This is a genomic window from Rhodopseudomonas sp., assembly GCF_013377015.1.
Lineage (GTDB): Bacteria > Pseudomonadota > Alphaproteobacteria > Rhizobiales > Xanthobacteraceae > JARJEH01.
The window spans coordinates 34,103-57,871 of the sequence record NZ_JACABA010000003.1 but is presented as its reverse complement, the minus strand read 5'-3'; the positions used below and the strand labels follow the sequence as shown (position 1 = coordinate 57,871).

At 64.5% G+C, this 23,769-nt stretch carries 22 protein-coding genes and 1 tRNA gene; 16 read left to right on the top strand and 7 right to left on the bottom strand.

Features of this window, described 5'->3' with window-relative positions; all coding sequences use genetic code 11:
* The first annotated feature begins 18 nt into the window (after positions 1 to 18).
* The 3 genes from HXX15_RS15400 to HXX15_RS15390 all read left to right on the top strand — a co-directional run bounded on the left by HXX15_RS15400 (position 19) and on the right by HXX15_RS15390 (position 2,753).
* Entirely contained in the window at positions 19 to 219 is a 201-nt protein-coding gene (locus HXX15_RS15400) for a DUF2065 domain-containing protein (protein WP_296517065.1), read from the top strand.
* Positions 220 to 591: 372 nt separating this feature from the next.
* Complete coding sequence (locus HXX15_RS15395) at positions 592 to 2,088, top strand: Do family serine endopeptidase (RefSeq protein WP_296517063.1); 1,497 nt, start codon at positions 592 to 594, stop codon at positions 2,086 to 2,088.
* Between the two features lie 5 nt (positions 2,089 to 2,093).
* Positions 2,094 to 2,753: a class I SAM-dependent methyltransferase gene (locus HXX15_RS15390; RefSeq protein ID WP_296517061.1), complete on the top strand. Its 660-nt coding sequence runs from the start codon at positions 2,094 to 2,096 to the stop codon at positions 2,751 to 2,753.
* On the opposite strand, the gene HXX15_RS15385 is transcribed toward HXX15_RS15390, so the two are convergent.
* A complete protein-coding gene (locus tag HXX15_RS15385; RefSeq protein WP_296517058.1) occupies positions 2,743 to 3,210 on the bottom strand; it encodes a GNAT family N-acetyltransferase in 468 nt (155 codons plus the stop codon). The genes HXX15_RS15390 and HXX15_RS15385 overlap by 11 nt on opposite strands.
* Before the next feature lie 78 nt (positions 3,211 to 3,288).
* Complete coding sequence (locus HXX15_RS15380; RefSeq protein WP_296517057.1) at positions 3,289 to 4,449, bottom strand: bis-aminopropyl spermidine synthase family protein; 1,161 nt, start codon at positions 4,447 to 4,449, stop codon at positions 3,289 to 3,291.
* Positions 4,450 to 4,559: 110 nt separating this feature from the next.
* Between HXX15_RS15380 and HXX15_RS15375 the strand changes: the two genes are divergently transcribed.
* Complete coding sequence (locus HXX15_RS15375; protein ID WP_296517056.1) at positions 4,560 to 4,910, top strand: S-adenosylmethionine decarboxylase; 351 nt, start codon at positions 4,560 to 4,562, stop codon at positions 4,908 to 4,910.
* Positions 4,911 to 5,178: 268 nt separating this feature from the next.
* Here the strand turns inward: HXX15_RS15375 and HXX15_RS15370 are convergent.
* Positions 5,179 to 5,252: transfer RNA gene (locus tag HXX15_RS15370), tRNA-Gln, on the bottom strand.
* 468 nt (positions 5,253 to 5,720) lie between these two features.
* Between HXX15_RS15370 and HXX15_RS15365 the strand changes: the two genes are divergently transcribed.
* The 6 genes from HXX15_RS15365 (at position 5,721) to HXX15_RS15340 (ending at position 11,702) form a co-directional block, all read left to right on the top strand.
* Positions 5,721 to 5,960: a hypothetical protein gene (locus tag HXX15_RS15365; protein ID WP_296517054.1), complete on the top strand. Its 240-nt coding sequence runs from the start codon at positions 5,721 to 5,723 to the stop codon at positions 5,958 to 5,960.
* Positions 5,961 to 6,199: 239 nt separating this feature from the next.
* A complete protein-coding gene (locus tag HXX15_RS15360; protein ID WP_296517053.1) occupies positions 6,200 to 8,725 on the top strand; it encodes a TonB-dependent receptor in 2,526 nt (841 codons plus the stop codon).
* A gap of 14 nt (positions 8,726 to 8,739) precedes the next feature.
* Positions 8,740 to 9,429, top strand: a complete 690-nt coding sequence (locus tag HXX15_RS15355; RefSeq protein WP_296517052.1) for a Fe2+-dependent dioxygenase — start codon at positions 8,740 to 8,742, stop codon at positions 9,427 to 9,429.
* On the top strand, positions 9,426 to 10,310 hold the full coding sequence (gene exbB / locus HXX15_RS15350; RefSeq protein WP_296517051.1) for a tonB-system energizer ExbB: 885 nt from the start codon (positions 9,426 to 9,428) through the stop codon (positions 10,308 to 10,310). The genes HXX15_RS15355 and exbB overlap by 4 nt, the downstream gene beginning before the upstream one ends.
* A gap of 3 nt (positions 10,311 to 10,313) precedes the next feature.
* Positions 10,314 to 10,772, top strand: a complete 459-nt coding sequence (gene exbD, locus HXX15_RS15345) for a TonB system transport protein ExbD (protein WP_296517050.1) — start codon at positions 10,314 to 10,316, stop codon at positions 10,770 to 10,772.
* 135 nt (positions 10,773 to 10,907) lie between these two features.
* Positions 10,908 to 11,702, top strand: a complete 795-nt coding sequence (locus HXX15_RS15340; RefSeq protein WP_296517594.1) for an energy transducer TonB — start codon at positions 10,908 to 10,910, stop codon at positions 11,700 to 11,702.
* Between the two features lie 13 nt (positions 11,703 to 11,715).
* On the opposite strand, the gene HXX15_RS15335 is transcribed toward HXX15_RS15340, so the two are convergent.
* The 4 genes from HXX15_RS15335 to HXX15_RS15320 all read right to left on the bottom strand — a co-directional run bounded on the left by HXX15_RS15335 (position 11,716) and on the right by HXX15_RS15320 (position 16,557).
* A complete protein-coding gene (locus tag HXX15_RS15335) occupies positions 11,716 to 12,462 on the bottom strand; it encodes an SDR family NAD(P)-dependent oxidoreductase (protein WP_296517048.1) in 747 nt (248 codons plus the stop codon).
* A gap of 163 nt (positions 12,463 to 12,625) precedes the next feature.
* Positions 12,626 to 13,360 (bottom strand): SDR family oxidoreductase, encoded by a 735-nt coding sequence (locus HXX15_RS15330; RefSeq protein WP_296517046.1) that lies wholly within the window; start codon positions 13,358 to 13,360, stop codon positions 12,626 to 12,628.
* Between the two features lie 144 nt (positions 13,361 to 13,504).
* Positions 13,505 to 15,328 carry an IlvD/Edd family dehydratase gene (locus HXX15_RS15325; RefSeq protein ID WP_296517045.1) on the bottom strand — a complete coding sequence of 608 codons (1,824 nt, stop codon included), beginning with the start codon at positions 15,326 to 15,328 and terminating at the stop codon, positions 13,505 to 13,507.
* A 197-nt stretch (positions 15,329 to 15,525) separates the two neighbouring features.
* Complete coding sequence (locus HXX15_RS15320; protein ID WP_296517044.1) at positions 15,526 to 16,557, bottom strand: LacI family DNA-binding transcriptional regulator; 1,032 nt, start codon at positions 16,555 to 16,557, stop codon at positions 15,526 to 15,528.
* Positions 16,558 to 16,741: 184 nt separating this feature from the next.
* Here HXX15_RS15320 and ugpC point away from each other — a divergent pair, with 184 nt between their 5' ends.
* The 6 genes from ugpC to HXX15_RS15290 all read left to right on the top strand — a co-directional run bounded on the left by ugpC (position 16,742) and on the right by HXX15_RS15290 (position 23,744).
* Positions 16,742 to 17,806, top strand: coding sequence for a sn-glycerol-3-phosphate ABC transporter ATP-binding protein UgpC (gene ugpC / locus HXX15_RS15315; protein ID WP_296517043.1), 1,065 nt, complete (start codon positions 16,742 to 16,744; stop codon positions 17,804 to 17,806).
* A gap of 60 nt (positions 17,807 to 17,866) precedes the next feature.
* On the top strand, positions 17,867 to 19,192 hold the full coding sequence (locus HXX15_RS15310; RefSeq protein WP_296517042.1) for an ABC transporter substrate-binding protein: 1,326 nt from the start codon (positions 17,867 to 17,869) through the stop codon (positions 19,190 to 19,192).
* Positions 19,193 to 19,436: 244 nt separating this feature from the next.
* Positions 19,437 to 20,393 carry a sugar ABC transporter permease gene (locus tag HXX15_RS15305; protein WP_296517041.1) on the top strand — a complete coding sequence of 319 codons (957 nt, stop codon included), beginning with the start codon at positions 19,437 to 19,439 and terminating at the stop codon, positions 20,391 to 20,393.
* A complete protein-coding gene (locus HXX15_RS15300; protein WP_296517038.1) occupies positions 20,386 to 21,297 on the top strand; it encodes a carbohydrate ABC transporter permease in 912 nt (303 codons plus the stop codon). Before HXX15_RS15305 ends, HXX15_RS15300 begins: the two co-directional genes overlap by 8 nt.
* 148 nt (positions 21,298 to 21,445) lie before the next feature.
* On the top strand, positions 21,446 to 22,432 hold the full coding sequence (gene denD / locus HXX15_RS15295) for a D-erythronate dehydrogenase (protein WP_296517037.1): 987 nt from the start codon (positions 21,446 to 21,448) through the stop codon (positions 22,430 to 22,432).
* A gap of 142 nt (positions 22,433 to 22,574) precedes the next feature.
* The gene (locus tag HXX15_RS15290) at positions 22,575 to 23,744 is read left to right on the top strand and encodes an acetyl-CoA acetyltransferase (RefSeq protein ID WP_296517035.1); all 1,170 of its coding nucleotides are present in this window, start codon (positions 22,575 to 22,577) and stop codon (positions 23,742 to 23,744) included.
* Positions 23,745 to 23,769: the final 25 nt, after the last annotated feature.

Genomic DNA, 23,769 nt, shown 5'->3' with positions numbered 1-23,769 from the left:
CCGGGAGGAATTAGTCGCATGAGGTCAATTGCGTTCGCCGACTTCCTCATCGGCCTGGGTATTCTGTTCGTTCTCGAAGGCCTGCTATTCGCCGCGGCGCCAGCCTGGATGCGGCGGGCGATGAAGAGCGCGCTGGCCACACCGGACAATATCCTCCGGGTTGCCGGCATCGGGTCGGCGGTGGCCGGCCTGATCCTGATCTGGCTGGTGCGGCACTGAGCATCGCTCTCCGCCCTGACAAGCGCGTGGTTGTGCGGCGCTTTGTTTCAACGTTATCGTGAGTAACGCTGCCGGGTTTTGCCGCAATCCGACCGGCGGATGCGGGTAAGATCGGCTCGACCGGTTCCGAAAGGGCGTTCATTTTCCCAACATTCCGGACTCGCGGCCTGGATTCAAAGGACGTTAGAAGGCTTTGAACCCAGGATGGTTTTGGTTTTGAATTGGCTTGAAGGACTGGCTGAGCCGGCGCCTGGAACGTCTGTTCCGTCATACCTACATCCCGATACTTGCGCCGATCCCCGGATCGGGCGCACAGTTTGTCGGCGCTCGTTCGCGATGCGTTTCGTCCCGTCCTCAGGAGAGATTTCGGCCATGTCCGGTGCGATCCCAGCCTTCCGCCATCACCTTCGTCCGCTGCTGGCGGCGCTCTGCCTTGGCGCCGCCATGGCGACGATTGCGGCGCCGGCGCGCGCGCGCGGCCCCGATGGTATTGCCGACGTCGCCGAGAAGGTGATCGACGCGGTGGTCAACATCTCGACCAGCCAAACCATCGAGGCCAAGAGCAGTCCGGGCGAGGGAAGGGGTGCTTCGCCGCAGCTTCCGCCGGGCTCCCCGTTCGAGGAATTCTTCGATGATTTCTTCAAGAACCGTCGCGGCCAGGGCGGCGACAAGGGCGGCCCGCGCAAGACCAATTCGCTGGGCTCGGGCTTCATCGTCGACACCGCCGGCATCGCCGTGACCAACAATCACGTCATCGCCGACGCCGACGAGATCAACATCATCATGAACGACGGCACCAAGATCAAGGCGGAGCTGGTCGGCGTCGACAAGAAGACCGACCTGGCGGTGCTGAAGTTCAAGCCGCCGGCGAAGCCGCTGGTGGCGGTGAAATTCGGTGACAGCGACAAGCTGCGGCTCGGCGAATGGGTGATCGCGATCGGCAATCCGTTCAGCCTCGGCGGCACCGTGACCGCCGGGATCGTTTCTGCGCGCAACCGCGACATCAATTCCGGACCCTATGACAGCTACATCCAGACCGACGCCGCGATCAACCGCGGCAATTCCGGCGGGCCGCTGTTCAACCTCGACGGCGAAGTGATTGGCGTCAACACCCTGATCATCTCACCGTCCGGCGGCTCGATCGGCATCGGTTTCGCCGTGCCCTCGAAGACAGTGATCGGCGTGGTCGATTCGCTGCGCAAGTTCGGCGAGCTGCGCCGCGGCTGGCTCGGGGTGCGGATCCAGCAGGTCACCGACGAGATCGCCGAGAGCCTCAACATCAAGCCGGCGCGCGGCGCGCTGATCGCCGGCGTCGAGGACAAGGGTCCGGCGAAGCCCGCCGGGATCGAGCCCGGCGACGTCGTGATCAAGTTCGACGGCAAGGACATCAAGGAGCCGAAGGACCTGTCGCGCGTGGTTGCCGACACCGCGGTCGGCAAGGCGGTCGATGTCGTCATCATCCGCAAGGGTAAGGAAGAGACCAGGCAGGTCACGCTCGGCCGGCTCGACGACGGCGACAAGCCGCAGCCGGCATCGGCGAAATCGCAGCCGGAGCCGGAGAAGGTTGTCACTCAGAAGGCGCTCGGCCTCGATCTCGCCGGCCTCAGCAAGGATCTGCGCGCCAAGTACAAGATCAAGGACAGCGTCAAGGGCGTGATCGTCACCGGCGTCGACGACGGCTCCGACGCCGCCGAGAAGCGGCTCAGCGCCGGCGACGTGATCGTCGAGGTGGCGCAGGAGGCGGTCGGCAGCGCCGCTGACGTCAAGAAGCGCGTCGATCAGATGAAGAAGGACGGCAAGAAATCCGTGCTGTTGCTGGTCTCCAACGGCGACGGCGAATTGCGCTTCGTGGCGCTCAGCGTGCAATAGGCGGCATGGACAAGGCCGAGCGAACCGAACTGGCCGTCGATTTCGTCGGCGGTCGGGTCGGCTATCGGCTTCGGTCCAATGACGCGCGCAGTCACGCGCTGCTGAAGGCGACCGGCGTCTCCGGCGGTCGCGCGCTGCGCGTGGTCGACGCCACCGCGGGGCTCGGCCGCGATTCCTTCCTGCTGGCGTCGATGGGCGCCACGGTGACGATGATCGAACGCTCGCCCGCTGTGTACGCGCTGCTCGCCGAAGGTCTGCAGACCGCACGCGCCACCAGCGCCGAACTCGCAGCCATCGTTTCCCGCATGACGCTGATTCACGGCGACGCACGAGCGCTGCTGCCCGGCATCGCCGCCGACGTGGTGTTGGTCGATCCGATGCATCCGGAGCGGAAGAAGACCGCGCTGGTGAAGCAGGAAATGCGGCTGCTGCGGCAATTGGTCGGCGCCGATCCGGACGTCGCCGAGCTGATGCAGGCCGCGCTGGCGTCACACTGCAAGCGCGTGGTGCTGAAATGGCCGCTGCGCGCCGACCCAATGCCTGGATTGCGCAAGCCGTCTTGGCAGTTCGCCGGCAAGACGGTGCGCTACGACGTGTTCGCAATTGCGCCCGCGGGCGGCGAACCCGTCGAGCCTGCCGCGAACGATGCGGCGATCAGTCCTTGAGATTCTTCTCCAGATAGATCTGCGTCGGCACGAAGCCGACCCGCGCCAGCACGCCCTTCATCGGCTCGTTGGTGGCGCGGGTGCGGAACACGACGTGGTCGAGCTTCTGCGCCCGGCACCAGTCGAACACCGCGTTCATCAGCCGGTTGGAGAGCCCCGATCCGCGCTGCGACGGATCGATATAGATGCTGTGATAGTCGCCATAGGCCTGCTTGGTGATGAAGTTGCGGCGGATGCTGACATAGGACCAGCCGACGATTTCGCCGTCTAAGTCGGCGACGAAGGTGGCGGCGTTGTCGTCGCCGATCAGCTTCTCCAGCTTCTTCATGTAGAAGCCGAGGTCGGTGATCGGATCGTCGGGAAACGACACCTTGGCGATCTCGCTTTCCATGAATGCGATTCGTTCGAGGTCGGCGCGCTGCAGCGGGCGCAGCCGGGCTTGGGGCTTCTCACTCATCGATCGACTCCAAAATATGACCTGTCGGGTTCATCAGTTTCGATGACCGCGGGCAATGCGGCCTTGGATGTAAGCGGCTCACGGCCTGGTGGCCTGGCGGCGGAACACCCGCCCGCCGCAGGCCCCGCAGCCCTGCGCCTTCAGCGCTTCGACGGTGTCCGGCGCGCCATTGCGACCGAGCACGATCTCGGCGCCGCATTCGGCGCAAACATAGGCGCGCAGGCGCGGATTGACCTCGGCCGTATAGAGCGGACCGTCCCAGGCCGGCAAGTCGGCGCCGGCCGGGTTGACGGCGATCAGTTCGATCAGCTGCCCGACATTGCCGAGCACGGTGGCGCCGGCATAGTGATTGAAGCCCGGACGCACCGTATGCACCGCGAGTCCGAGCTGCAGGAACACCTGCTGCAATTGCAGCATCTGCTGCGCCGGCCATTGCGCGAACGAAAAGAAGCAATGCCCGCTGGCGCCGGAGGCCAGCGCCTCGCAGCCGCGAGTGAGAAACAGCCGCGCACCATCCAGCGTATAGGGCGGGTCGGTCTCGATCACGTCGAAGCTGCGTCGCAGCGCCTCTGGTAGCGGCTGGCGCAGATCGTGACGGATGGTTTGCAGCGCGATCTGTTCCCGTTCGGCGACGTGCCGCAGAAACGCCAGCCGGCGCTCGTCGGCGTCGATCACCACGACGCCGCGGGTGAGATCCTTGCTGCCTTGCGCCTGGCCGAGCAGGCCGATGGCGATCGACACCGAATCGTCGTCGCCGAGCAGCAGCACCCGGCGGCCTTCCAGCGCGCCGTTCTGCAACATCAGCAGCGCGCGCAGCATCGCGGTTTCCGGCGTGCATGGCGCCTGATCGAGGGTGACGTCGACCGCCGGCGCCTGCGCGACGATCGCCGCCAGACGTTCGACCAGCGCGTGGAATTTTTCCGGAATCACGATGCCGTGGCCGGCGCAGCTCGGGCAAATGAGGTCGATCTTGCTGCCGAGGCCGAGTTCCCGCTCGACGAAGTCGCGGCCTTCGGGGCTCAGCGCCAGGCCCTGCTTGCGCTCCAGTAGCCCGGCCTTTTCGAGTTCGCGCCGGATTGCGCTCGCCACTGGCATCGGCAGGCGCGCCTCGCGCGCGGCGTCCTGCAGCCGCAGCGAGCCGGCGCGATAGACGGCGCGCAGGATCGCTGCTACGCCCTCCGGGCCTTCGCGAAGCCGCGTCGCCTCGGCGACTGCCTGCAGGATCGAGGGCTCAGTCATCGGCGTGCGTTCTCCCGGCGGTTCGGGACGGCACCAGTTGGCCGGTGGCAGCATCCGTGCCAAACAGCCTGAAATCCGAATTTCGCGCCACCATTGAGGGATCTGTGCCGATGTTGATGACCCATGCCCTCGCGGAAATGTACGATTGCCTGCCGGTCATCGAGGACGAAGCGGCCTTAGTAGCGGCGGCGCGCGCGGCGGTCCAGTCGGTGGGGGCAACGATCATCGGCGAATACGAGGTGCGCTATGTTCCGCATGGCCTGACCATCGCGCTGTTTCTCGCCGAGTCGCACATCGTGCTGACCACCTGGCCGGAATACCGGCTGTTGCTGCTCGACGTGCTGTTGTGCAACCCGCAGATGGATTTCCACCGTGTCGTCGCCGAGATCAGGCAACGGGTCTGCCCGGACGGCGAGATCGCCGTGCATGAGGTCGGCCGCAAGATCGCCGCTCAGCTCTGAGCCTCCGACCTTGCACCCGGCCGCAGCCTCCAGCGATCGGTGTTGCATGTCGGCCGGGAGAAAAACGAGCAGGTGCAGATGGTTGCACCGGCAAATTGCGCTTTGATCGGAGACCCGCAGTTGCGGTTGCGTGGGGACGTGCAGCGCGTCGGGCTCGATCTCTTAGCCGGCATGTCTGAGCAGATTTAAGTCCTGCCCAGCGAGCGCCTCGGGGGCGTTCGGTCCGTCGCGAGGGTGAGACGGCTGCAAGAATCACAAAGGAAAGCGCTGGCTGGGGAACTAGGATTCGAACCTAGACAAACAGAGTCAGAGTCTGTTGTGCTACCGTTACACCATTCCCCACCAAATACCCCAACCCGAACAAATGGTTAGGTCGGTGTTCGCGCGCGACGCCGGGCACCCGCCGGGTGCGCGTTGCAGGCGTGCGGACTTCTAACGGTCCGGACCGGTCCTCGCAAGGGCTTCCTGCCTGGGCCGCGCGGAGGTCGACGCTGCCATGAGCCGACTTCCATCGCGATCATCGATGCCGCCGCAACGGTGCTGTCGTTCTCGATCATGTCGTCGCAGGATGATGCCGACCCGCGCGATCAGGCTGAAATCGGCTGCAAACAGCAGCAGCGTCGCCAGTGAGCCGACGCCGGCCGAGGGCAAAGTCGAGAGAGCGGCGCCGCGCATCGCGACGAGCCATCCGCGGCGGGGCGGTCAACGCAGTTGAGAAGTGTTCCAATTGTCACCGTCGCCAACGTCGTCCATAGCACGCAGCCGCCGGCCGCATCCTCGCGGTCGCGGCCACCACCGACCGGAGTGCGCATGGACGAGTTGAACGGACGGATGATCGCCTGCCAGATCCTGATCGCCGGGCTTATCGCGCGCGTCGCCAACACCTCGCCGGATCCGCTGCGATTCCTCAGCGAGTTTCGCGACGAGATCCGCGCCGTGGTGGGCGGCGTGAACATCGCCGGCATGGACGACACCAACCGTATCCGGCAGACCGCGATGCTAACCGTCGACGAACTGTTTGCGCTGATGAAGCCGCCGAGCGTTGATTGAGGAAATGCGGCGGTTGCATCGACGCGGTTAGGCAACGCGGCGGGTGTCAGTTTAGAACCGCTGCAAACTGCGTTTAGAACGATTGCAAACTAACAGATTAGAACGGTTTTGATCTTGAGCTATTCCAGCACGCGCGCGCTTCGATTCAGCCAAATCGCGTTGACCTGAAATTTCACGCTCGTTACCAAAACCACATGCGGTTGATTAGCGACAGCGTGTGGAATGGGGCGGGTGACATGATGAGTGGGGCAAAGGCACCGAGGTCGTTGCGTTTGGAAGCGGCGTTCAGTTCCTGCAACGACAGGTTCGACGGCTACTCCGGTCGCAAAGTCTCGGCGGTCGCCGGCATGATCGCGGTGGCGTCGTTCTCCAGTGCCGAGGCGCAGCAATCAGCGCTGCCGCCGGTGACGGTCGATGCGCCGGTGGCGCGGCCGCGTCCCGCCGCCGCAAAACCGTCGCCCGATGCGCTTCGTGCGCGCACCGCGCTCCGCCGCGCCGCGCGGCGCACCCAGCCGGCGCAGGTCGCAGCGGTGCCGTTTCCGAATGCCGGCGGGCTGTCGCCGGATCGCGATCCTTATGCCGATCCGAGCGCGCCCTACAAGGGCGACCGGCTGCAGGCCTCGAGCAAGTTTCCGGAACGCCTCGCCAATACCCCGCGCAGCGTCACCGTGCTGACCAAGGACGTGCTGGCGGACAAGAACGCCACCACGCTGAAGGACGCGGCGCGCACCACGGCCGGCGTCACGCTGGGTACCGGCGAGGGCGGCAACGCCTTCGGCGATCGCTTCTTTATCCGCGGCTTCGATGCCCGCAACGACATCTTCATCGACGGCGTACGCGACCCGGGCGTCAGCATTCGCGAAAACTTCTTCACCGAGCAGGTCGAGATTCTGCGCGGCCCGGCGTCGTCGTTCGCCGGCCGCGGCACCGCCGGCGGCGCCATCAACATCGTCACCAAGCAGGCAAATACCGAGCGCAGCTTCTACAATGCGGATACCACGTTCGCCACCGACCGCACCAAGCGCGTCACACTCGACGTCAACCAGGTGATCAGCCCTACGTTGGCGATCCGTGCCGGCGGGCTGTTTCAGGACGCCGCGGTCGCCGGCCGCAACTACGTCACCGACAACCGCGACGGCGCCTTTGCGGCGATCAACTGGAAGCCGATCGACGCCGTCAAGATGACCGCGAACTACATCCACACCAACCTCGAAGGACTGCCGGATTTCGGCGTGCCGTACTATCGACCGAGCACGGCCTCGACCGCCGGTGGGCCGTTCACCGAATACGGCGCCAACCGCAACAATTATTACGGCTTCGTCAATCGCGACTACCAGAAGGCGAAGCAGGATATCGGCACGCTGAACACCGAAATTTTCGGCACCGCGGACCTCACCGTCACCAACAAGTTCCGCGTGCAGCGTTCGGTGCTCGACTACATCGGCACGCTGCCCGAAGGCCCGGTGATCGCCAATCCGAATCCGCTGCTATGGACCGTGAGCGCCAATCCGCAGAGCCGCTATCAGGTCACCGACGTGATCGCCAACCAGACCGAGGTGGCCTACAAGTTCAATCTCGCCGGCTGGCGCAACACCGCGCTCGGCGGCGTCGAACTGTCCAAGGAAAGCGTCAGCTTCGACCGCTATGCCGGTCTGAGCTCCGAAGCGTTGCCCGGCGGCTTCTCCGGCTCCGGATCGCTCACCGGCGTCAACATCTTCGGACCGCAATTTACCTTGCTGCCGTTCGGCGGATCGCCGGCGCTGACCGGACTGCCGACCAAGCTCAACGTCGGCACCAACAGCTATTACGTGCTCGACACCGCCAACTACAACGATCTCGTCATCCTCAACGGCGGCGTCCGCTATGACGACTACAACATCAACGTCAACGGCTACGGCACCGTGAACGGTGTCTCCAATGTGTTCGGCGCGCAATCGCAGCAATACGGCATGACCAACTACAATGGCGGCATCGTGGTGAAGCCGCTGCCGATCGCCAGCCTCTACGCCGCCTACGCGACCTCGTCGAATCCGGTCGGCGCCGAATTCGACGGCACCAGCGTTCAATATGGTGGCCTGGCCCCGGTCCTGAATGGCAATGCACCGCAATTGTTTGGGCCGGAACAGAACCGCGCTGCCGAAGTCGGTACCAAGTGGGAGTTGTTCGACCGCCATCTGCTGGTGACCGGCGCGCTGTTCCAGACCGAGAAGGACAACGCCCGGGAGTCGCGCAACACCACGGTGCCCGGCGTGGTCGGCAGCGTGCCGGTGATCACCGCCGGCGCCGCCTACCGCATTCAGGGCATCGATCTCGGTGTCGGCGGCAAGATCACCGACAAATGGAGCATGTTCGGCGGGCTGGTGCTGATGCGCTCGGAGGTCACCAAGTCGCTGGTGCCGCCGGCTAACACCACCCTGTACGGCAGCAATGTCGGGCTGCAGCTCGCCAACATCGCGCACCAGTCCTTCAACATCCTGACCAAATACCAGATCACCGAGGTGTGGGAGATCGGCGGGCAGGCGACCTATCGCTCGAAGATCTATGGCGGCACCTTGCTTGCCGCCAACCAGGGCACCTCGTTGCCGGACTACTGGCGATTCGATGCCTTCATCGAGGCCAAGGTCGGCAAGAACTGGCAGGCCAAGCTGGCGGTCAACAACCTCACCAACAAGCTATACTACGACGCGCTGTACCAGAGCGCGACGCCGTTCGTGCTGGTGGCGCCGGGGCGCTCGGCGTCGATGATCCTCTCGGCCAGATTCTAGGAAGCCGCAACGTCATGCTGATTTGTGTGCCCGAAGTGCTGAGCAAGAGCGACGTCGCGGAGTTCCGCGGCGTCATGGATGCCACCGACTGGGAGGATGGAAGGTCGACCGCGGGTGCGCAGTCGGCGCTGGTCAAGAAGAACGAGCAACTGCCGCCGAACGGTGAGGTGGCTCGCGCGCTCGGCCGCCGCATCGTCTCGGCGCTGACCTCCAATCCGAAGTTCGTGTCGGCGGCGGTGCCGCTGCAGATCTTCCCGCCGCTGTTCAACCGCTACGCGGCCGCGAACGGCCACTATTTCGGCATTCACGTCGACAACGCGGTGCGCGGCGACCATCTCACCGGACTGCGGATCCGCACCGATCTGTCGGTGACGCTGTTTCTGTCCGAGCCCGACGAATATGACGGCGGCGAGCTGGTGATCGAGGACAATTTCGGCTCGCACGAGGTCAAGCTCGGCGCCGGCGACTGCGTGCTGTATCCGTCGTCCAGCCTGCATATGGTGACGCCGGTAACGCGGGGCGCGCGGGTGGCGTCGTTCTTCTGGCTGCAGAGCATGATTAGGGATGCCCATGCGCGTAGCATGATCTATGATCTCGACACCGCCATCCAGGCGCTGGTCGAACGGCTGGGCCGCGACGACCCTGAAACGGTCAAATTGACGGGGATCTATCACAACCTCATTCGCTATTGGGCCGAAGTATGACCATGACTGCAACACGCACCATTCGTTCCGTCGTTTTCGCGCTGGCGCTAGTGTTGTCCGCCAAGCCCGTGCTGGCGCAGCAAAATCCAGTTGCGGTGCAGCAGGTGATCGCGCAGCCGCAACAGGCCGCAGGCGAGGGCGCCGCGACAGCGACCGCGGGCAGCCCGGCGCTGAAAGCGATCACGCCGGCGCTACGCGAATTGTCGCCATGGTCGATGTTCCTGTCCGCCGATATCGTCGTGAAGGCGGTGATGGTGGGACTGGCGCTGGCCTCGCTGCTGACCTGGACCATCTTCCTGGCCAAGAAGGTCGAACTGGCCCGCGACCGCGGCCGGTTGCGGGCGGCGCTGGCGCGGATCGCGGAAGCGCGGTCGCTGGCGGAAGCGCAGATTGCGCTCGGTCCCAACGACAGCGCGCTGTCGGCGCTGCTTGGGGCTGCGATGCGCGAGGCGCGGATGTCGGCGGGGATTTCCAGCGACGCCGGCATCAAGGAGCGCGCCGCCTCGAGCTTCGCCGAAATCGTCCGCGCCGAGGCGCGGCAGATGCGGCACGGCATGGGCGCGCTCGCCACTATCGGCGCGACCTCGCCGTTCATTGGCCTGTTCGGCACGGTGTGGGGCATCATGAACAGCTTCATCGGCATTTCGAAATCGCAGACCACCAATCTGGCGGTGGTGGCGCCCGGAATCGCCGAGGCGCTGCTGGCGACCGCCTGCGGCCTGGTCGCCGCGATCCCTGCGGTGATCATCTACAATCACTTCGCGCGGGTGACCAAGAGTTACCTCGAACTGGTCAGCCGCTCCTCGGGGGCGGCCGCGCGGCTGTTGTCGCGCGATCTCGACCGAACCCATGGTAGCGCGCATGCGCGCGCGGCGGAGTAAGCGATGGGCAGCTCATTAGCGGAATCGGATGTCGACGACGACGACGAGTTCGGCGAAACCCATGAGATCAACGTCACGCCGTTCATTGACGTGATCCTGGTGCTGCTGATCATCTTCATGGTGGCGGCGCCGCTCTCGACCGTCGACCTGCCGATCGATCTGCCGTCGTCGACCGCCACGCCGCAGAAAAAGCCGGAAAAGCCGACCTATGTCAGCATTAAGCCGGATCTGGCGGTGGCGATCGGCGAGACCCCGGTGAAGCGCGTCGATCTAGTGCGGACGCTGGACGCCGCGGCCGGCGCCAGCAAGGATCGCTTCATCTTCCTGCGCGCCGATCGCGCGGTGCCCTATGGCGAAATGATGGACGTACTGGAGTTGCTGCGCGCCGGCGGCTATTCCAAGATCAAGCTGGTGGCGCTGGAAGGTGTGGCGGACGGCGCGGCGCCGGCGGGGAAGCCGTAGACTCGTCATTCCGGGGCGCGAGCACTTGCGAGCGAACCCGGAATCTTACCACGGGGCCCGAACTGCAAGAATCCGGGTTCGCACGCAGCCAAGGCTGCTCGCGCCCCCGGAACGACGGAGGTGAAGTTGGTAGTAATGCTCGACCTCGACTCCTCACGCGCTCCGTCGCGACGGCTCTGGCTCATGGCGGCGCTCGGCGCCGTCGCGATGCATGCCGCCGGCGCAGCGCTGGCAGTGGCGCATCTGCAGAACGACGATCTCGACGAGTCGCTCGGCGCGCCGGCGATCGAGATCGGTCTAGAGATGATGTCGCCGCGGCTGGAGCCGAGCGACCTGCCACCCGGCCCGGACACCGAGGCCTCGACCGCGTCGCCGGCGGTGGCCGAGCAGAAGGCGGAGGTCAAGGAGACCGATCTGCCGAAGGACGTGCCGACCGAGAGCGAGACACCGGATCGGGTGGTGACCACCGACGACTCCAACAAGCCCAAGGAAGAACAGCAGGAGAAGGCGGCGGTGCAGCGCTCGGCCTCGACCGAGTCGGTCGCCGCGGAGGCCACTGCGATGCCGAGCTCCGAGGCGGCCAAGCAGGGCGAGCGCTCGGTGGCGCCGGCGCAGGGCAGCGGGGACAGCGCGCGGCGGATCCGCGCGACCTGGCAGAAGCAACTGGTGGCCCATCTCGACAAGCACAAGCGCTACCCGGCGGGCGGCGCGCAGAAGAGCACCGAGATCGTGGTGAGCTTCACGCTCGACCGGCTCGGCCATGTGGTGTCGGTCAATCTCGTCAAGGGCTCCGGCGACGCGGCGTTCGACCAGGCCGCGCTCGATATGGTGCGGCGCTCCGACCCGGTGCCGCCACCGCCGCCGGTGCTCGCCGATGAAGGCCTGAGCTTCAGCTTGCCGGTGATCTTTCGGGTAAAGGGCAGGGGCTGACGCGGCGTTGCGCTCAATACGTCGCGCGACCGCCGGAAATGTCGAACACCGCGCCGGTCGAGAAGGCGCAGTCCTCCGACGCCAGCCACGCCACCATCGCGGCCAGTTCCTCGACCAGCACGAAGCGACCCTTCGGGATCTTCGACAGCATGAAATCGATGTGCTGTTGCGTCATCTGGTCGAAGATCGCGGTGCGCGCCGCGGCGGGGGTCACCGCGTTGACGGCGATGTCGTAGGCGGCGAGTTCCTTGCCGAGCGATTTGGTCAGCGCGATCACCCCGGCCTTCGAGGCAGAGTAGTGCGCCGCGTTGGGGTTGCCTTCCTTGCCGGCGATCGAGGCGATATTGATGATGCGACCATATTTGTGCGCGATCATCGAAGGCACGATCGCCTTGCAGCAGATGAACGGCCCGTCAAGATTGATCCGCAGCACCTTGCGCCACTCGTCGAGATCGGTGTCCCACACCGTCTTGTTGATGCCGGCGATGCCGGCATTGTTGACCAGGATGTCGATCTTGCCGAACGCGACCAGCGTGGCGTCGCGCGTCTTCTCAACCGCGGCGAGGTCGGAGACGTCGACCGCGAAGGCGGTGACGGCCGGGCCGATTTCCTTGGCGGTCTTCTCGGCGTAGGCCAGGTCGTGATCCCAGATAGCGACTTTCGCACCCGACGCGACGAAACGCTCGGTGATCGCCTTGCCAAACCCCTGGGCGCCGCCGGTGACCACCGCGATGCGGTCGTTCAGATCGATGTTGTTCATTTGTGTGTCCCTTTGCCAAATCCTCTGCGCCTCATGGTGAGGAGCCCGCCCGTTGGCGGGCGTCTCGAACCATGAGGACGATCGGTCTCATCCTTCGAGACGCGCGCTAGAGCGCGCTCCTCAGGATGAGGGAAGGTGGTTGTATGTGGGTAGATGCGAAGAGTCACAGCGTCCAGCCGCCGTCGATGATGTGAGCGACGCCGGTGGTGAACGAGCTTTCGTCGCTGGCGAGATAGACGGCGAGCGCGGCGATCTCGTCCGCGGTGCCGAGCCGTCCCATCGGCTGGCGAGACACGAACATCTCGCGACCCTGCGGTCCCGCGGCGGCGGCGCGATCCAGCATCGACGGCGTTTCGATGGTGCCGGGGCAGATGCAGTTGCAGCGGATGCCGCGGGTTATGAAATCGGCGGCGACCGCGCGGGTCAATGCTGCGACCGCGGCCTTCGTGGCGCCGTAGACGTAGCGGTTCGGCGCCGCCTTGAACACGCCTGCGGCGGAGGCGATGTTGACGATCGAGCCGTGGCCGGCCGCCAGCATGCCGGGCAAGAAGGCGCGGATGGTGCGGTGCATCGACTTGACGTTGAGGTCGAAGGAGAAATCCCAGTCGGCGTCGGAGCAGTCCAGCACGGTGCCGTGATGCACGAAGCCGGCGGCGTTGAACAGAATGTCGACGGTGCCGACCTGCTTAGCCATCGCGTCGACCGCGGCGGTGTCGCGGGCGTCCAGCTTCGCCACTTCGGCGACGCCGTCCGCTTTCAGCGCCGCAAGGTCCTTGTTGTTGATGTCGGTCGCGATCACATGCGCGCCCTCGCGGGCGAACGCGATCGCGGTGGCGCGGCCGATCCCCGCCGCCGCCGCGGTGACGAAGGCGCGCTTGCCTTTCAGCCGGTCAGTCATTCAGTCCTCCCCATGGTTTCTGAATGTCATTGCCGAGCTTGACCCGGCAATCCATCTGATTCGAAGAATGATGGATGCGCGGGTCTAGCCCGCGCATGACGTTGGTGATGGGCGTGCGGTAGCGGACCTCACGGTCGCGACCGCTTAGTGATTGTGCCGTGCCGTGCCCACGGTGCCGGCGATGTCGTGGTAGCGGGTCGCCAGTTCCAGGCAGGCGCCGGTGGCCTGCTGGCCGACGGTGGAGCGATACAGCTCCTGCCACGGCGTCTGGTTCGCCGGATATTTGAAGCCGCCGGCGGCTTTCAGTTCGGCTCGACGCCGCGTCAGCTCGTCATCCGAAATCAGGATATTGGCGCTGCCCTTGTTGAGATCGATGCGGACCTTGTCGCCGGTCTTCAGGATCGCTAGCCCGCCGTCGGCGGCGGCTTCCGGCGTTGCGTTCAGGATCGACGGCGAGCCCGAGGTGCCGGATTGCCGTCCGTCGCCGATGCAGGGCAAAGACAGGATGCCGCGTTTGATCAGCGCCGCCGGCGGCTGCATGTTCACCACCTCGGCGCCGCCCGGATAGCCGATCGGCCCGGTGCCGCGCACGAACAGGATGCAGTGCTCGTCGATGTTCAGCGCTTCATCGTCGATCCGGTCGTGATAATCCTCCGGCCCCTCGAACACGATGGCGCGGCCCTCGAAGGCGTTGAGATCGCCCGCCGTCGCCAGATAGCGATCGTGGAATTCCTTGGAAATTACGCTGGTCTTCATGATCGCCGAATCGAACAGATTCCCGCGCAGCACCAGGAAGCCGGCGTCCGGTACCAGCGGCTTGTCGTAGCTCCGGATCACGTCGTTGTCGGGCCTTTGCGCATCGGCGCAGTTCTGGCCCATGGTGCGGCCGTTCACCGTCATTGCGCCTTCGTGGATCTTGCCGTGCGACATCAATTCGCGCACCACCGCGGGCACGCCGCCGGCGCGGTGATACTCCTCGCCGAGATAGAAGCCGGCGGGCTGCATGTTGACCAGGAGCGGAATTCTGTGGCCGACGCTCTGCCAGTCGTCGATCGTGAGTTCCACGCCGATATGGCGCGCCAGCGCGTTGAGATGGATCGGCGCGTTGGTCGACCCGCCGATCGCCGAATTGACCACGATGGCGTTTTCGAACGCCTCGCGGGTCAGAATGTCGGACGGCTTCAGATCCTCCCACACCATCTCGACCGCGCGCAGGCCGGTCTCGTAAGCGATCTGGCCGCGCTCGCGATAGGGCGCCGGGATCGCGGCGCAGCCGGGGAGCGACATGCCGAGCGCCTCGGCCAGCGAATTCATCGTCGAGGCGGTGCCCATGGTGTTGCAATGGCCGACCGACGGCGCCGAGGAAGCCACGATGGTCATGAACTCCTCATAGTCGATCTCGCCGGCGGCGAGCCGCTCGCGCGATTTCCACACCACGGTGCCGGAGCCGGAACGCTCGCCATTGTGCCAGCCGTTCAGCATCGGCCCCCCGGACAGCACGATCGCCGGGATGTTGACGGTCGCCGCCGCCATCAGGCAGGCCGGCGTGGTCTTGTCGCAGCCGGTGGTCAGCACCACGCCGTCGAGCGGATAGCTGAACAAGAGTTCGACCAGGCCGAGATAAGCGAGGTTGCGGTCGAGCGCCGCGGTCGGCCGCTTGCCGGTTTCCTGGATCGGGTGCACCGGAAATTCCATCGCGATGCCGCCGGCCTCGCGGATGCCCTCGCGGACGCGATGCGCCAGTTCCAGATGATGCCGGTTGCACGGCGACAGGTCGTTGCCGGTCTGGGCGATGCCGATGATCGGCTTGCCGGATTGCAGCTCGTGCCGGGTCAGCCCGTAATTCAGATAGCGCTCCAGATACAGCGCGGTCATCGCCGGGTTATGCGGATCGTTGAACCACTCGCTGGAACGGAGCTTGCGCTGTTTGCCGTTGTTGCCGGCACCATTCGTGGTGTTGTTTTTCATTGTTTCCTCCCGCACTGCACACTCGTTAGGTGCTTCACCGCGATGGCAGTCGCCAGCAGGCACAGAATTGCTGCCGTCGCCGACCCGGTTACCTGATCAAGTTAGCACCAGATAGCATCGATTCTAGTTCCATCCGAAAGATAGCGCTACCATTTTCTGCGGCAACGGCGTTGTGAGCGACCGCGGGGCAGCGGGGGTCACGCGCTGCGTGCCGTCGAGCTTTGCCGGATCATCAATTCAAAACCGAGATCGACCACCGGTTCCGCCGGGCGATGCCCCTCGAGCGCGGTCGTCACCATGGTGATGGCGTTGCGGCCCATTTCGTAACGATTGGTCCGCACGCTGCTCAGGGGCGGAACCGCCGAGGCCATGAACTCCATGTCGTTGAAACCGACGATCGCCATGGCGTCGGGCACCGTGATCTGCCGACGCTGGCATTCGAACAACACGCCCAGAGCGAGGTCGTCGTTGACGCAAAACACCGCGTCGAGGTCCGGCACCTGCGACAATAGGTCGGCGAACAGCGCGCCGCCCAGCGTCATCGAGGTCGGCGTCGGCGTCGTCACGATCAGGCGCGGGTCGAACAGCGAGGCCGCCTTCATGGCGTCGCGATAGCCGTCGAGCCGCCGCTGCACCCGCGGGTCCATCCGCGCGCCGAGAATGCCGATGCGCTGGAAGCCCTGTGCGATCAGGTGGGAAATGGCTGCAAATGCAGCTTCATAATGCGAAAATCCGACCATCATGTCGACCGGGTCGGGGCCGATTTCCATGATCTGCACGGTCGGACACTTCATCGACTCCATGATCCGGCGGGATTCCGGCGTCTGATTGATTCCGGTCACGATCAATCCGGCTGGCTTCTGCGCCTGAAACAGTCGCAACAGCTTTTCCTCCTGCAGGATGCTGTAGCGGGTGTTGGCGAACTGGATGCTATAGCGGCTGCCCTCGGAGCCGTCGTAGATGCCGCGCAGCACGTCGGAGAACACGTTGTTGGTCAGTGACGGGATCAACACGCCGATCACTTCGGTGCGGTGCGAAGCCAGCGCGCGCGCCGCGAGATTCGGGACGTAATCGAGCTCCTTGACCGCGCTTTCCACCCGTTGCCGCTTGCTGGCGGACAGCGCTTCGGGATTTCGGAAGAATCGGGATGCGGTGATCGGGCTGACGCCCGCGAGCTTGGCGACTTCGGTCAGCCGGATTCTGCCAGACTTGGTTGGTTTGCGCGCCATCTTGCGCTCATACCAGAACCGGTCCGGCAATTAAACAAATATTGACAGCGCTACCAACGGATTGCTAAATCAGCCGAAGTGCGGAGAATGCCGTCACAACCGACTTCCACACAGAGAAGTCGAGCATAGAGCTGCGACGGTTTGCGCCGGACGACGCCGAAGAAGAATAACAGGGAGCGAATTCATGGCGTCGGTGCAGATTCACGACGTGCGCAAGTCATTTGGCGGATTTGAAGTGCTGCACGGCGTCTCGGTCCCGATCGAGGACGGCGCCTTTGTCGTGCTGGTTGGTCCCTCGGGCTGCGGCAAATCGACCTTGCTGCGGATGCTGGCGGGGCTGGAGAAGATCACCTCGGGCACAATCTCGATCGGCGACCGCGTCGTCAACGACGTGCAGCCGAAAGAGCGCGACATCGCCATGGTGTTCCAGAACTACGCGCTGTATCCGCATATGACGGTGGCGCAGAACATGGGCTTCTCGCTGAAGCTGCGCGGCGCCGATGCCGCCGAGATCACCGCGAAGGTCAACCGCGCCGCCGACATTCTCGACCTGCGCAAGCTGCTCGACCGCTTTCCGCGGCAATTGTCCGGTGGCCAGCGCCAGCGCGTCGCGATGGGTCGCGCCATCGTCCGCGATCCGCAGGTGTTCCTGTTCGACGAGCCGCTGTCCAATCTCGACGCCAAGCTGCGGGTGGCGATGCGCACCGAAATCAAGGAACTGCATCAGCGGCTGAAGACCACCACGGTCTATGTCACCCACGACCAGATCGAGGCCATGACCATGGCCGACAAGATCGTGGTGATGCAGGACGGCATTGTCGAGCAGATGGGCGCGCCGCTCGACCTCTACGATCGTCCGGACAACAAGTTCGTCGCCGGTTTCATCGGCTCGCCGGCGATGAATTTTCTTGAGGGCAACATCAAGGTCAATGGCGGCCAACCGTGGGTCGAAACCGCCAATGGCAGCAAGTTGCCGATCACCGCGGTGCCGGCCGGGTCCGACGGCCGGCCGGTCACCTACGGCATTCGTCCGGAGCATCTCGAATTCGCCGACACCGGCATCGAGGCCGAGGTGGTGGTGATCGAACCGACCGGCTCGGAAACCCAGCTGGTGGCGCGGGTCGGCACCCAGGAAATCATCGCGATCTTCCGCGATCGCCGCAGCGTCAAGCCGGGCGACATCATTCATCTGCAGCCGCGGCCGAGCGCGGCACATCTGTTCGACAGGGACACCGGCAAGCGCCTGTGACCCTCGCGACATAATCGATTGGTCGATCAACGAGCCAATACAAAAGGGAGAAGACCGAACATGAGTGATTTCACACCCGATCGGCGCACTCTGCTCAAGGGCAGCGCGCTGACGCTGGCCGCAGCCGCGACGATGTCCGCCGAGCAACTGCTCGGCTATGCCAAGGCTTGGGCGGCCGACGCGCCGTGGAAGCCGGAGAAGGGCGCCAAAATCAATCTGATGCGCTGGAAGCGCTTCGTCGAGGCCGAAGACGTCGCCTTCATGAAGATCGTCGACGCATTCCAGAAGGCGACCGGTTGCACCATCACGGTCTCCAACGAATCCTATGACGACATCCAGCCCAAAGCGTCGGTCGCCGCCAATACCGGGCAGGGTCTCGACATGGTGTGGGGGCTGTACTCGCTGCCGCATCTGCTCGGCAACAAGGTCACCGACATGGCCGATGTTGCGAATTATCTCGGCGGCAAGTATGGCGGTTGGACCAAGTCGGCCGAGGATTACTGTAAGGTCGGCAACAAATGGGTCGGCGTTCCGATCGCAACCTCCGGCGCGCTGTTCAACTACCGGATCGCCGCTTGCGAGAAGGCCGGGTTCAAGGAATTCCCCAAGGACACCGCGGGGATGCTGGAAATGTTCAAGGGCCTGCAGAAGAATGGCACCCCCGGCGGCATGGCGCTCGGTCACGCGTCAGGCGACGCGAATACCTGGATGTACTGGGCGTTGTGGACGTTCGGCGGCAATATGGTCGATGAGAAAGACAAGGTGGTGATCAATTCGCCGGAGACCGCGGCCTCGCTGGAATACATCAAGCAGCTCTACGCCACCTTCATCCCCGGCACGGTGTCGTGGAACGATTCCTCGAACAACAAGGCGTTCCTGGCCGGCCAGCTCTACTGCACCATCAACGGGATTTCGATCTACGTCGCGGCGAAGAAGGAAAACCCGGCGATCGCCGAGGACATGAACCACGCCTATCTGCCGATCGGCCCCTATGGCAAGCCTACCGAAATGCATCTGGCCTACCCGATGCTGATCTTCAACTTCACCAAATATCCGCAGGCCTGCAAGGCGTTCACGGCCTTCATGCTGGAAGCGCCGCAGTTCGATCCCTGGATCGAGGCCGCGCAAGGCTATCTTTCGCACTTCCTCAACGCCTACGACAAGAACCCGATCTGGACCGCGGACCCGAAGACCACGCCGTATCGCGACGTCGCCAAGCGGGCGCGGACCCCGGCCGGTCTCGGCAAGCTCGGCGAGAACGCCGCGGCGGCGATCGCCGACTTCATCCTGGTCGACATGTTCGCGAACTACTGCACCGGCCGCGAGGACCTGAAGGGATCGATCGCCGGGGCGGAACGTCAGCTGAAGCGGATCTATCGCAGTTGATCGAACAAGACGCCGGCGCGGCGATCCGCGCCGGCGACAAGTCCTCCTTGTAATGGGGAGGGCACTGAACCCGACACGTCATGCCCGGGCTCGTCCCGGGCATCCACAGCGACAGACTCAGTGCCGCTATTCGTGGATGGTCGGGACAAGCCCGGCCATGACGCGGCAAGTCGAAACTGATCGATGACTGGAACGCGCGCGTGATGTTGAACAAGCTGCAGCCGACTAACGGAGCACCCACACGATGAGCACGATCCCGTCATCGTTGCCGGGGCGCAGGCCGATGCAGGTCGCGACGGCGTGGGAGCGGCTGCGCACCAACCACAGCTGGCTGGCGGCCTGGTTCATGCTGCCCGCCGCGGCGTTCCTGATCCTGTTCCTGGCTTACCCTCTGTTTCTCGGGGTTTGGATGAGCTTCACCGACGAGCGAATCGGCCGCGGCGGCGTTTTTGTTGGGTTGGAGAACTACGAATGGCTCTGGGGCGATTCGGTCTTCTGGCTGTCGGTGTTCAACACGTTGCTCTACACCGTGGTGGCGAGCGCGATCAAATTCGTGGTCGGCCTCTATCTGGCGCTGCTGCTCAACCGCCACATGCCATTCAAGGCGATGATCCGCGCCGCGGTGCTGGTGCCGTTCATCGTCCCGACCGTGCTCTCCGCCATTGCGTTCTGGTGGATCTACGACGCGCAGTTCTCGATCATCTCTTGGTCGCTGACCAAGATGGGGCTGATCCACGAGAACATCAATTTCCTCGGTGATCCCAATATGGCGCGCGGCAGCGTGATCTTCGCCAATATCTGGCGCGGCGTGCCGTTCGTTGCGATCACGCTGCTGGCCGGGCTACAGACGGTGTCGCCGTCGCTGTACGAGGCGGCGACGCTGGACGGCGCGACTTCGTGGCAGCGCTTCCGCTACATCACCTATCCGCTGCTGACGCCGATCATCGCCGTGGTGATGACGTTCTCCGTGCTGTTCACCTTCACCGATTTCCAGCTGATCTGGGCGCTGACCCGCGGCGGCCCGGTCAATTCCACGCATCTGATGGCGACGCTGAGCTATCAGCGCGGCATCCTCTCCGGGCGGCTCGGCGAAGGCGCGGCGATCGCCACCGCCATGATCCCGTTCCTGTGCGCGGCGATCGCGATTTCCTGGTTCGGCATGCAGCGCCGCAAGTGGCAGCAAGGCTCAGACAATGACTGACACACTCGCGACCAAGATCGTCGCGGCGACCGCGGCGAAGGACGACGACAGCGACGGCATGAGCTATCTGGAGTCGCTGCCAAGCCGGCTGGTGACGCTGTATCTGCCGCTGTTCGTCATCATCGTGGTGCTACTGTTTCCGTTCTACTGGATGGCGCTGACCGCGATCAAGCCGGACGAGCAGCTGATTGACATGGTCAACTACAACCCGTTCTGGGTTGTGAAGCCGACGCTGAAGCACATTTCCCGACTGCTGTTCGAGACCAACTATCCGCGCTGGCTGTGGAACACGATGTATGTCGCCGCCGCCGCCACCACGCTGTCGATCATCGCCTCGGTGCTGGCCGCCTATGCGATCGTGCGGCTGCGTTTTCGCGGCAACGAGGTCGTGGGCGCCGTGATCTTCATGGCCTATCTGGTGCCGCCGTCGATCCTGTTCATTCCGCTGGCCTCGGTGATTCAGGCCTACGGGCTGTTCGACTCACCGCTGGCGCTGATCCTGGTCTACCCGACGCTGCTGATCCCGTTCTCGACCTGGCTGCTGATGGGCTACTTCAAGACCATTCCGTTCGAGCTGGAGGAATGCGCGCTGATCGACGGTGCCTCGCGCTGGCAGATCCTGACCAAGATCGTGGTGCCGCTGGCGGTGCCGGGGCTGATCTCGGCCTTCATCTTCTCGTTCACGCTTTGCTGGAACGAGTTCATCTACGCGCTGACCTTCCTGCAATCGACCCAGAACAAGACCGTGCCGGTGGCGATCGTCAACGAATTCGTCGACGGCGACATCTACAAATGGGGCTCGCTGATGGCCGGCGCGCTGGTCGGCTCGCTGCCGCTGGTGATCCTCTATGCGTTCTTCGTCGAACACTACGTCTCGGCGATGACCGGCGCGGTGAAGGAATAGGGCCGCCGCGCTGCTTGCCTCATCCTGAGGAGCGGGCTCTTGCGCGCGTCTCGAAGGATGGGCGACAAACTCCCTCATGGTTCGAGACGGCGCCTCGCGCCTCCTCACCATGAGGGGCATCAATTCAACTGAATGACGGAGCGACACGTTGCACATTCTCGTTCTCGGCGCCGCCGGCATGGTGGGGCGCAAACTGGTGGAGCGGCTGCTACGCGACGGCCAGCTCGGCAACCGCGAAATCACCCGGATGACGCTGCAGGATGTGGTGACGCCGGCGAAGCCGTTGGATGCCTCGATCGCCATCAGCCTCGTCACCAGTGACTTCGCCGATCCGGCCAGCGCCGCGCCGCTGCTCACGCATCGGCCGGACGTGATCTTCCATCTCGCGGCGATCGTCTCCGGCGAGGCCGAGGCCGAGTTCGACAAAGGCTACCGTATCAATCTCGACGGCACCCGGCATCTGATCGACGCGATCCGCGCGGTCGGTGGCGGCTACAAGCCGCGGCTGGTGTTCACCTCGTCGATCGCGGTGTTCGGCGCGCCGTTCCCGGAAAAAATCGGCGACGAATTCTTTCACACCCCGCTGACCAGCTACGGCACCCAGAAGTCGATCTGCGAATTGCTGATCGCCGACTACACCCGCAAGGGATTTATGGACGGCGTCGGCATTCGCCTGCCGACGATCTGCGTCCGCCCGGGGAAGCCCAACAAGGCGGCGTCGGGATTTTTCTCCAACATCATGCGCGAGCCGCTCGCGGGCGTTGAGGCGGTGCTGCCGGTCGGCGACGACGTGCGGCACTGGCACGCTTCGCCGCGCTCGGCGGTCGGCTTCCTGCTGCATGCCGCGACGATGGACACCGCGGCGATGGGCGCGCGCCGAAATCTGAGCATGCCCGGGCTGTCGGTCACGGTCGGCGAGCAGATCGCCGCGCTGGAGCGCGTCGCCGGCAAATCCGTCACCGCGCGAATCCGGCGCGAGCCGGACCCGGTGATCATGGGGATCGTGTCGGGCTGGCCGCGCGATTTTGTCACCGACCGAGCGCTGCAGCTCGGCTTCACCACCGCGGAGAAGACCTTCGACGACATCATCCGGATCCATATCGAGGATGAACTCGACGGCAAATTCGTCGCCTGAGCGCGCCAGACCGCCGCGGTCGCAACGCTGACCCGCCGAAAAATGCACGGAATCCGTCCCCAACCGGGGGTGCATTTCGGCTGGGGGTCGTCCTATATAGCGACATCAGATTTGGTCGCACACGCTTTCAGGGAGAATCGCCATGACCGCCAGCATCGTTGGATGGGCGCACACGCCGTTCGGCAAGTTCGATGCCGAGACCGTCGAGAGCCTGATCGTCAAGGTCGCCAATGAGGCGATCGCCGACGCCGGTATCGCCGCCGGCGATGTCGACGAAATCATGCTCGGGCATTTCAACGCCGGGTTCTCGCCGCAGGATTTCACCGCGGCGCTGGTGCTGCAGGCCGATCCGGCGCTGCGCTTCAAGCCGGCGACCCGGGTCGAGAATGCCTGCGCCACCGGCTCGGCCGCGGTGCATCAGGGCATCCGCGCCATCGAAGCAGGCGCTGCGAAGATCGTGCTGGTGGTCGGCGTCGAGCAGATGACCCGGACCCCGGGGCCGGAGATCGGCAAAAATCTGCTGCGCGCGTCGTATCTGGTCGAGGACGGCGAGACGCCGGCGGGCTTCGCCGGCGTGTTCGGCGGCATTGCGCAGAAATATTTTCAGAAATATGGCGACCAGTCCGATGCGCTGGCGATGATCGCCGCCAAGAACCACCACAACGGCGTATCCAACCCCTACGCCCAGATGCGCAAGGATGTCGGCTTCGAGTTCTGTCGCTCCGAGAGCGACAAGAATCCCTTTGTCGCCGGCCCCTTGAAGCGAACCGATTGCTCGCTGGTGTCCGACGGCGCCGCCGCTCTGGTGCTGACGGATTCTGAGACCGCGAAGGCGATGGGCAAGGCGGTCAACATTCGCGCCCGCGCCCATGCGCAGGATTTCCTGCCGATGTCGAAGCGTGACATCCTGCAGTTCGAAGGCTGCACCGTGGCCTGGCAGCGCGCGCTGCAGGCGGCGGGGGTGACACTGGACGATCTGTCCTTCGTCGAGACCCATGACTGCTTCACCATCGCCGAGTTGATCGAATACGAGGCGATGGGGCTGACCCCGAAGGGGCAGGGCGCCCGCGCCATCAAGGAAGGCTGGACTCAAAAGAGCGGCAAGCTGCCGATCAATCCCTCCGGTGGCCTCAAGGCCAAGGGTCATCCGATCGGCGCCACCGGCGTGTCGATGCATGTGCTGACCGCGATGCAATTGCTCGGTCAGGCGCCCGAAGGCATGCAGATCAAGGATGCCAAGCTCGCCGGCATCTTCAACATGGGCGGCGCCGCGGTGGCGAACTACGTCTCCGTGCTCGAGCCCGCGAAGTAAGCGCGGCGCGAGCAGGGAATTGCGG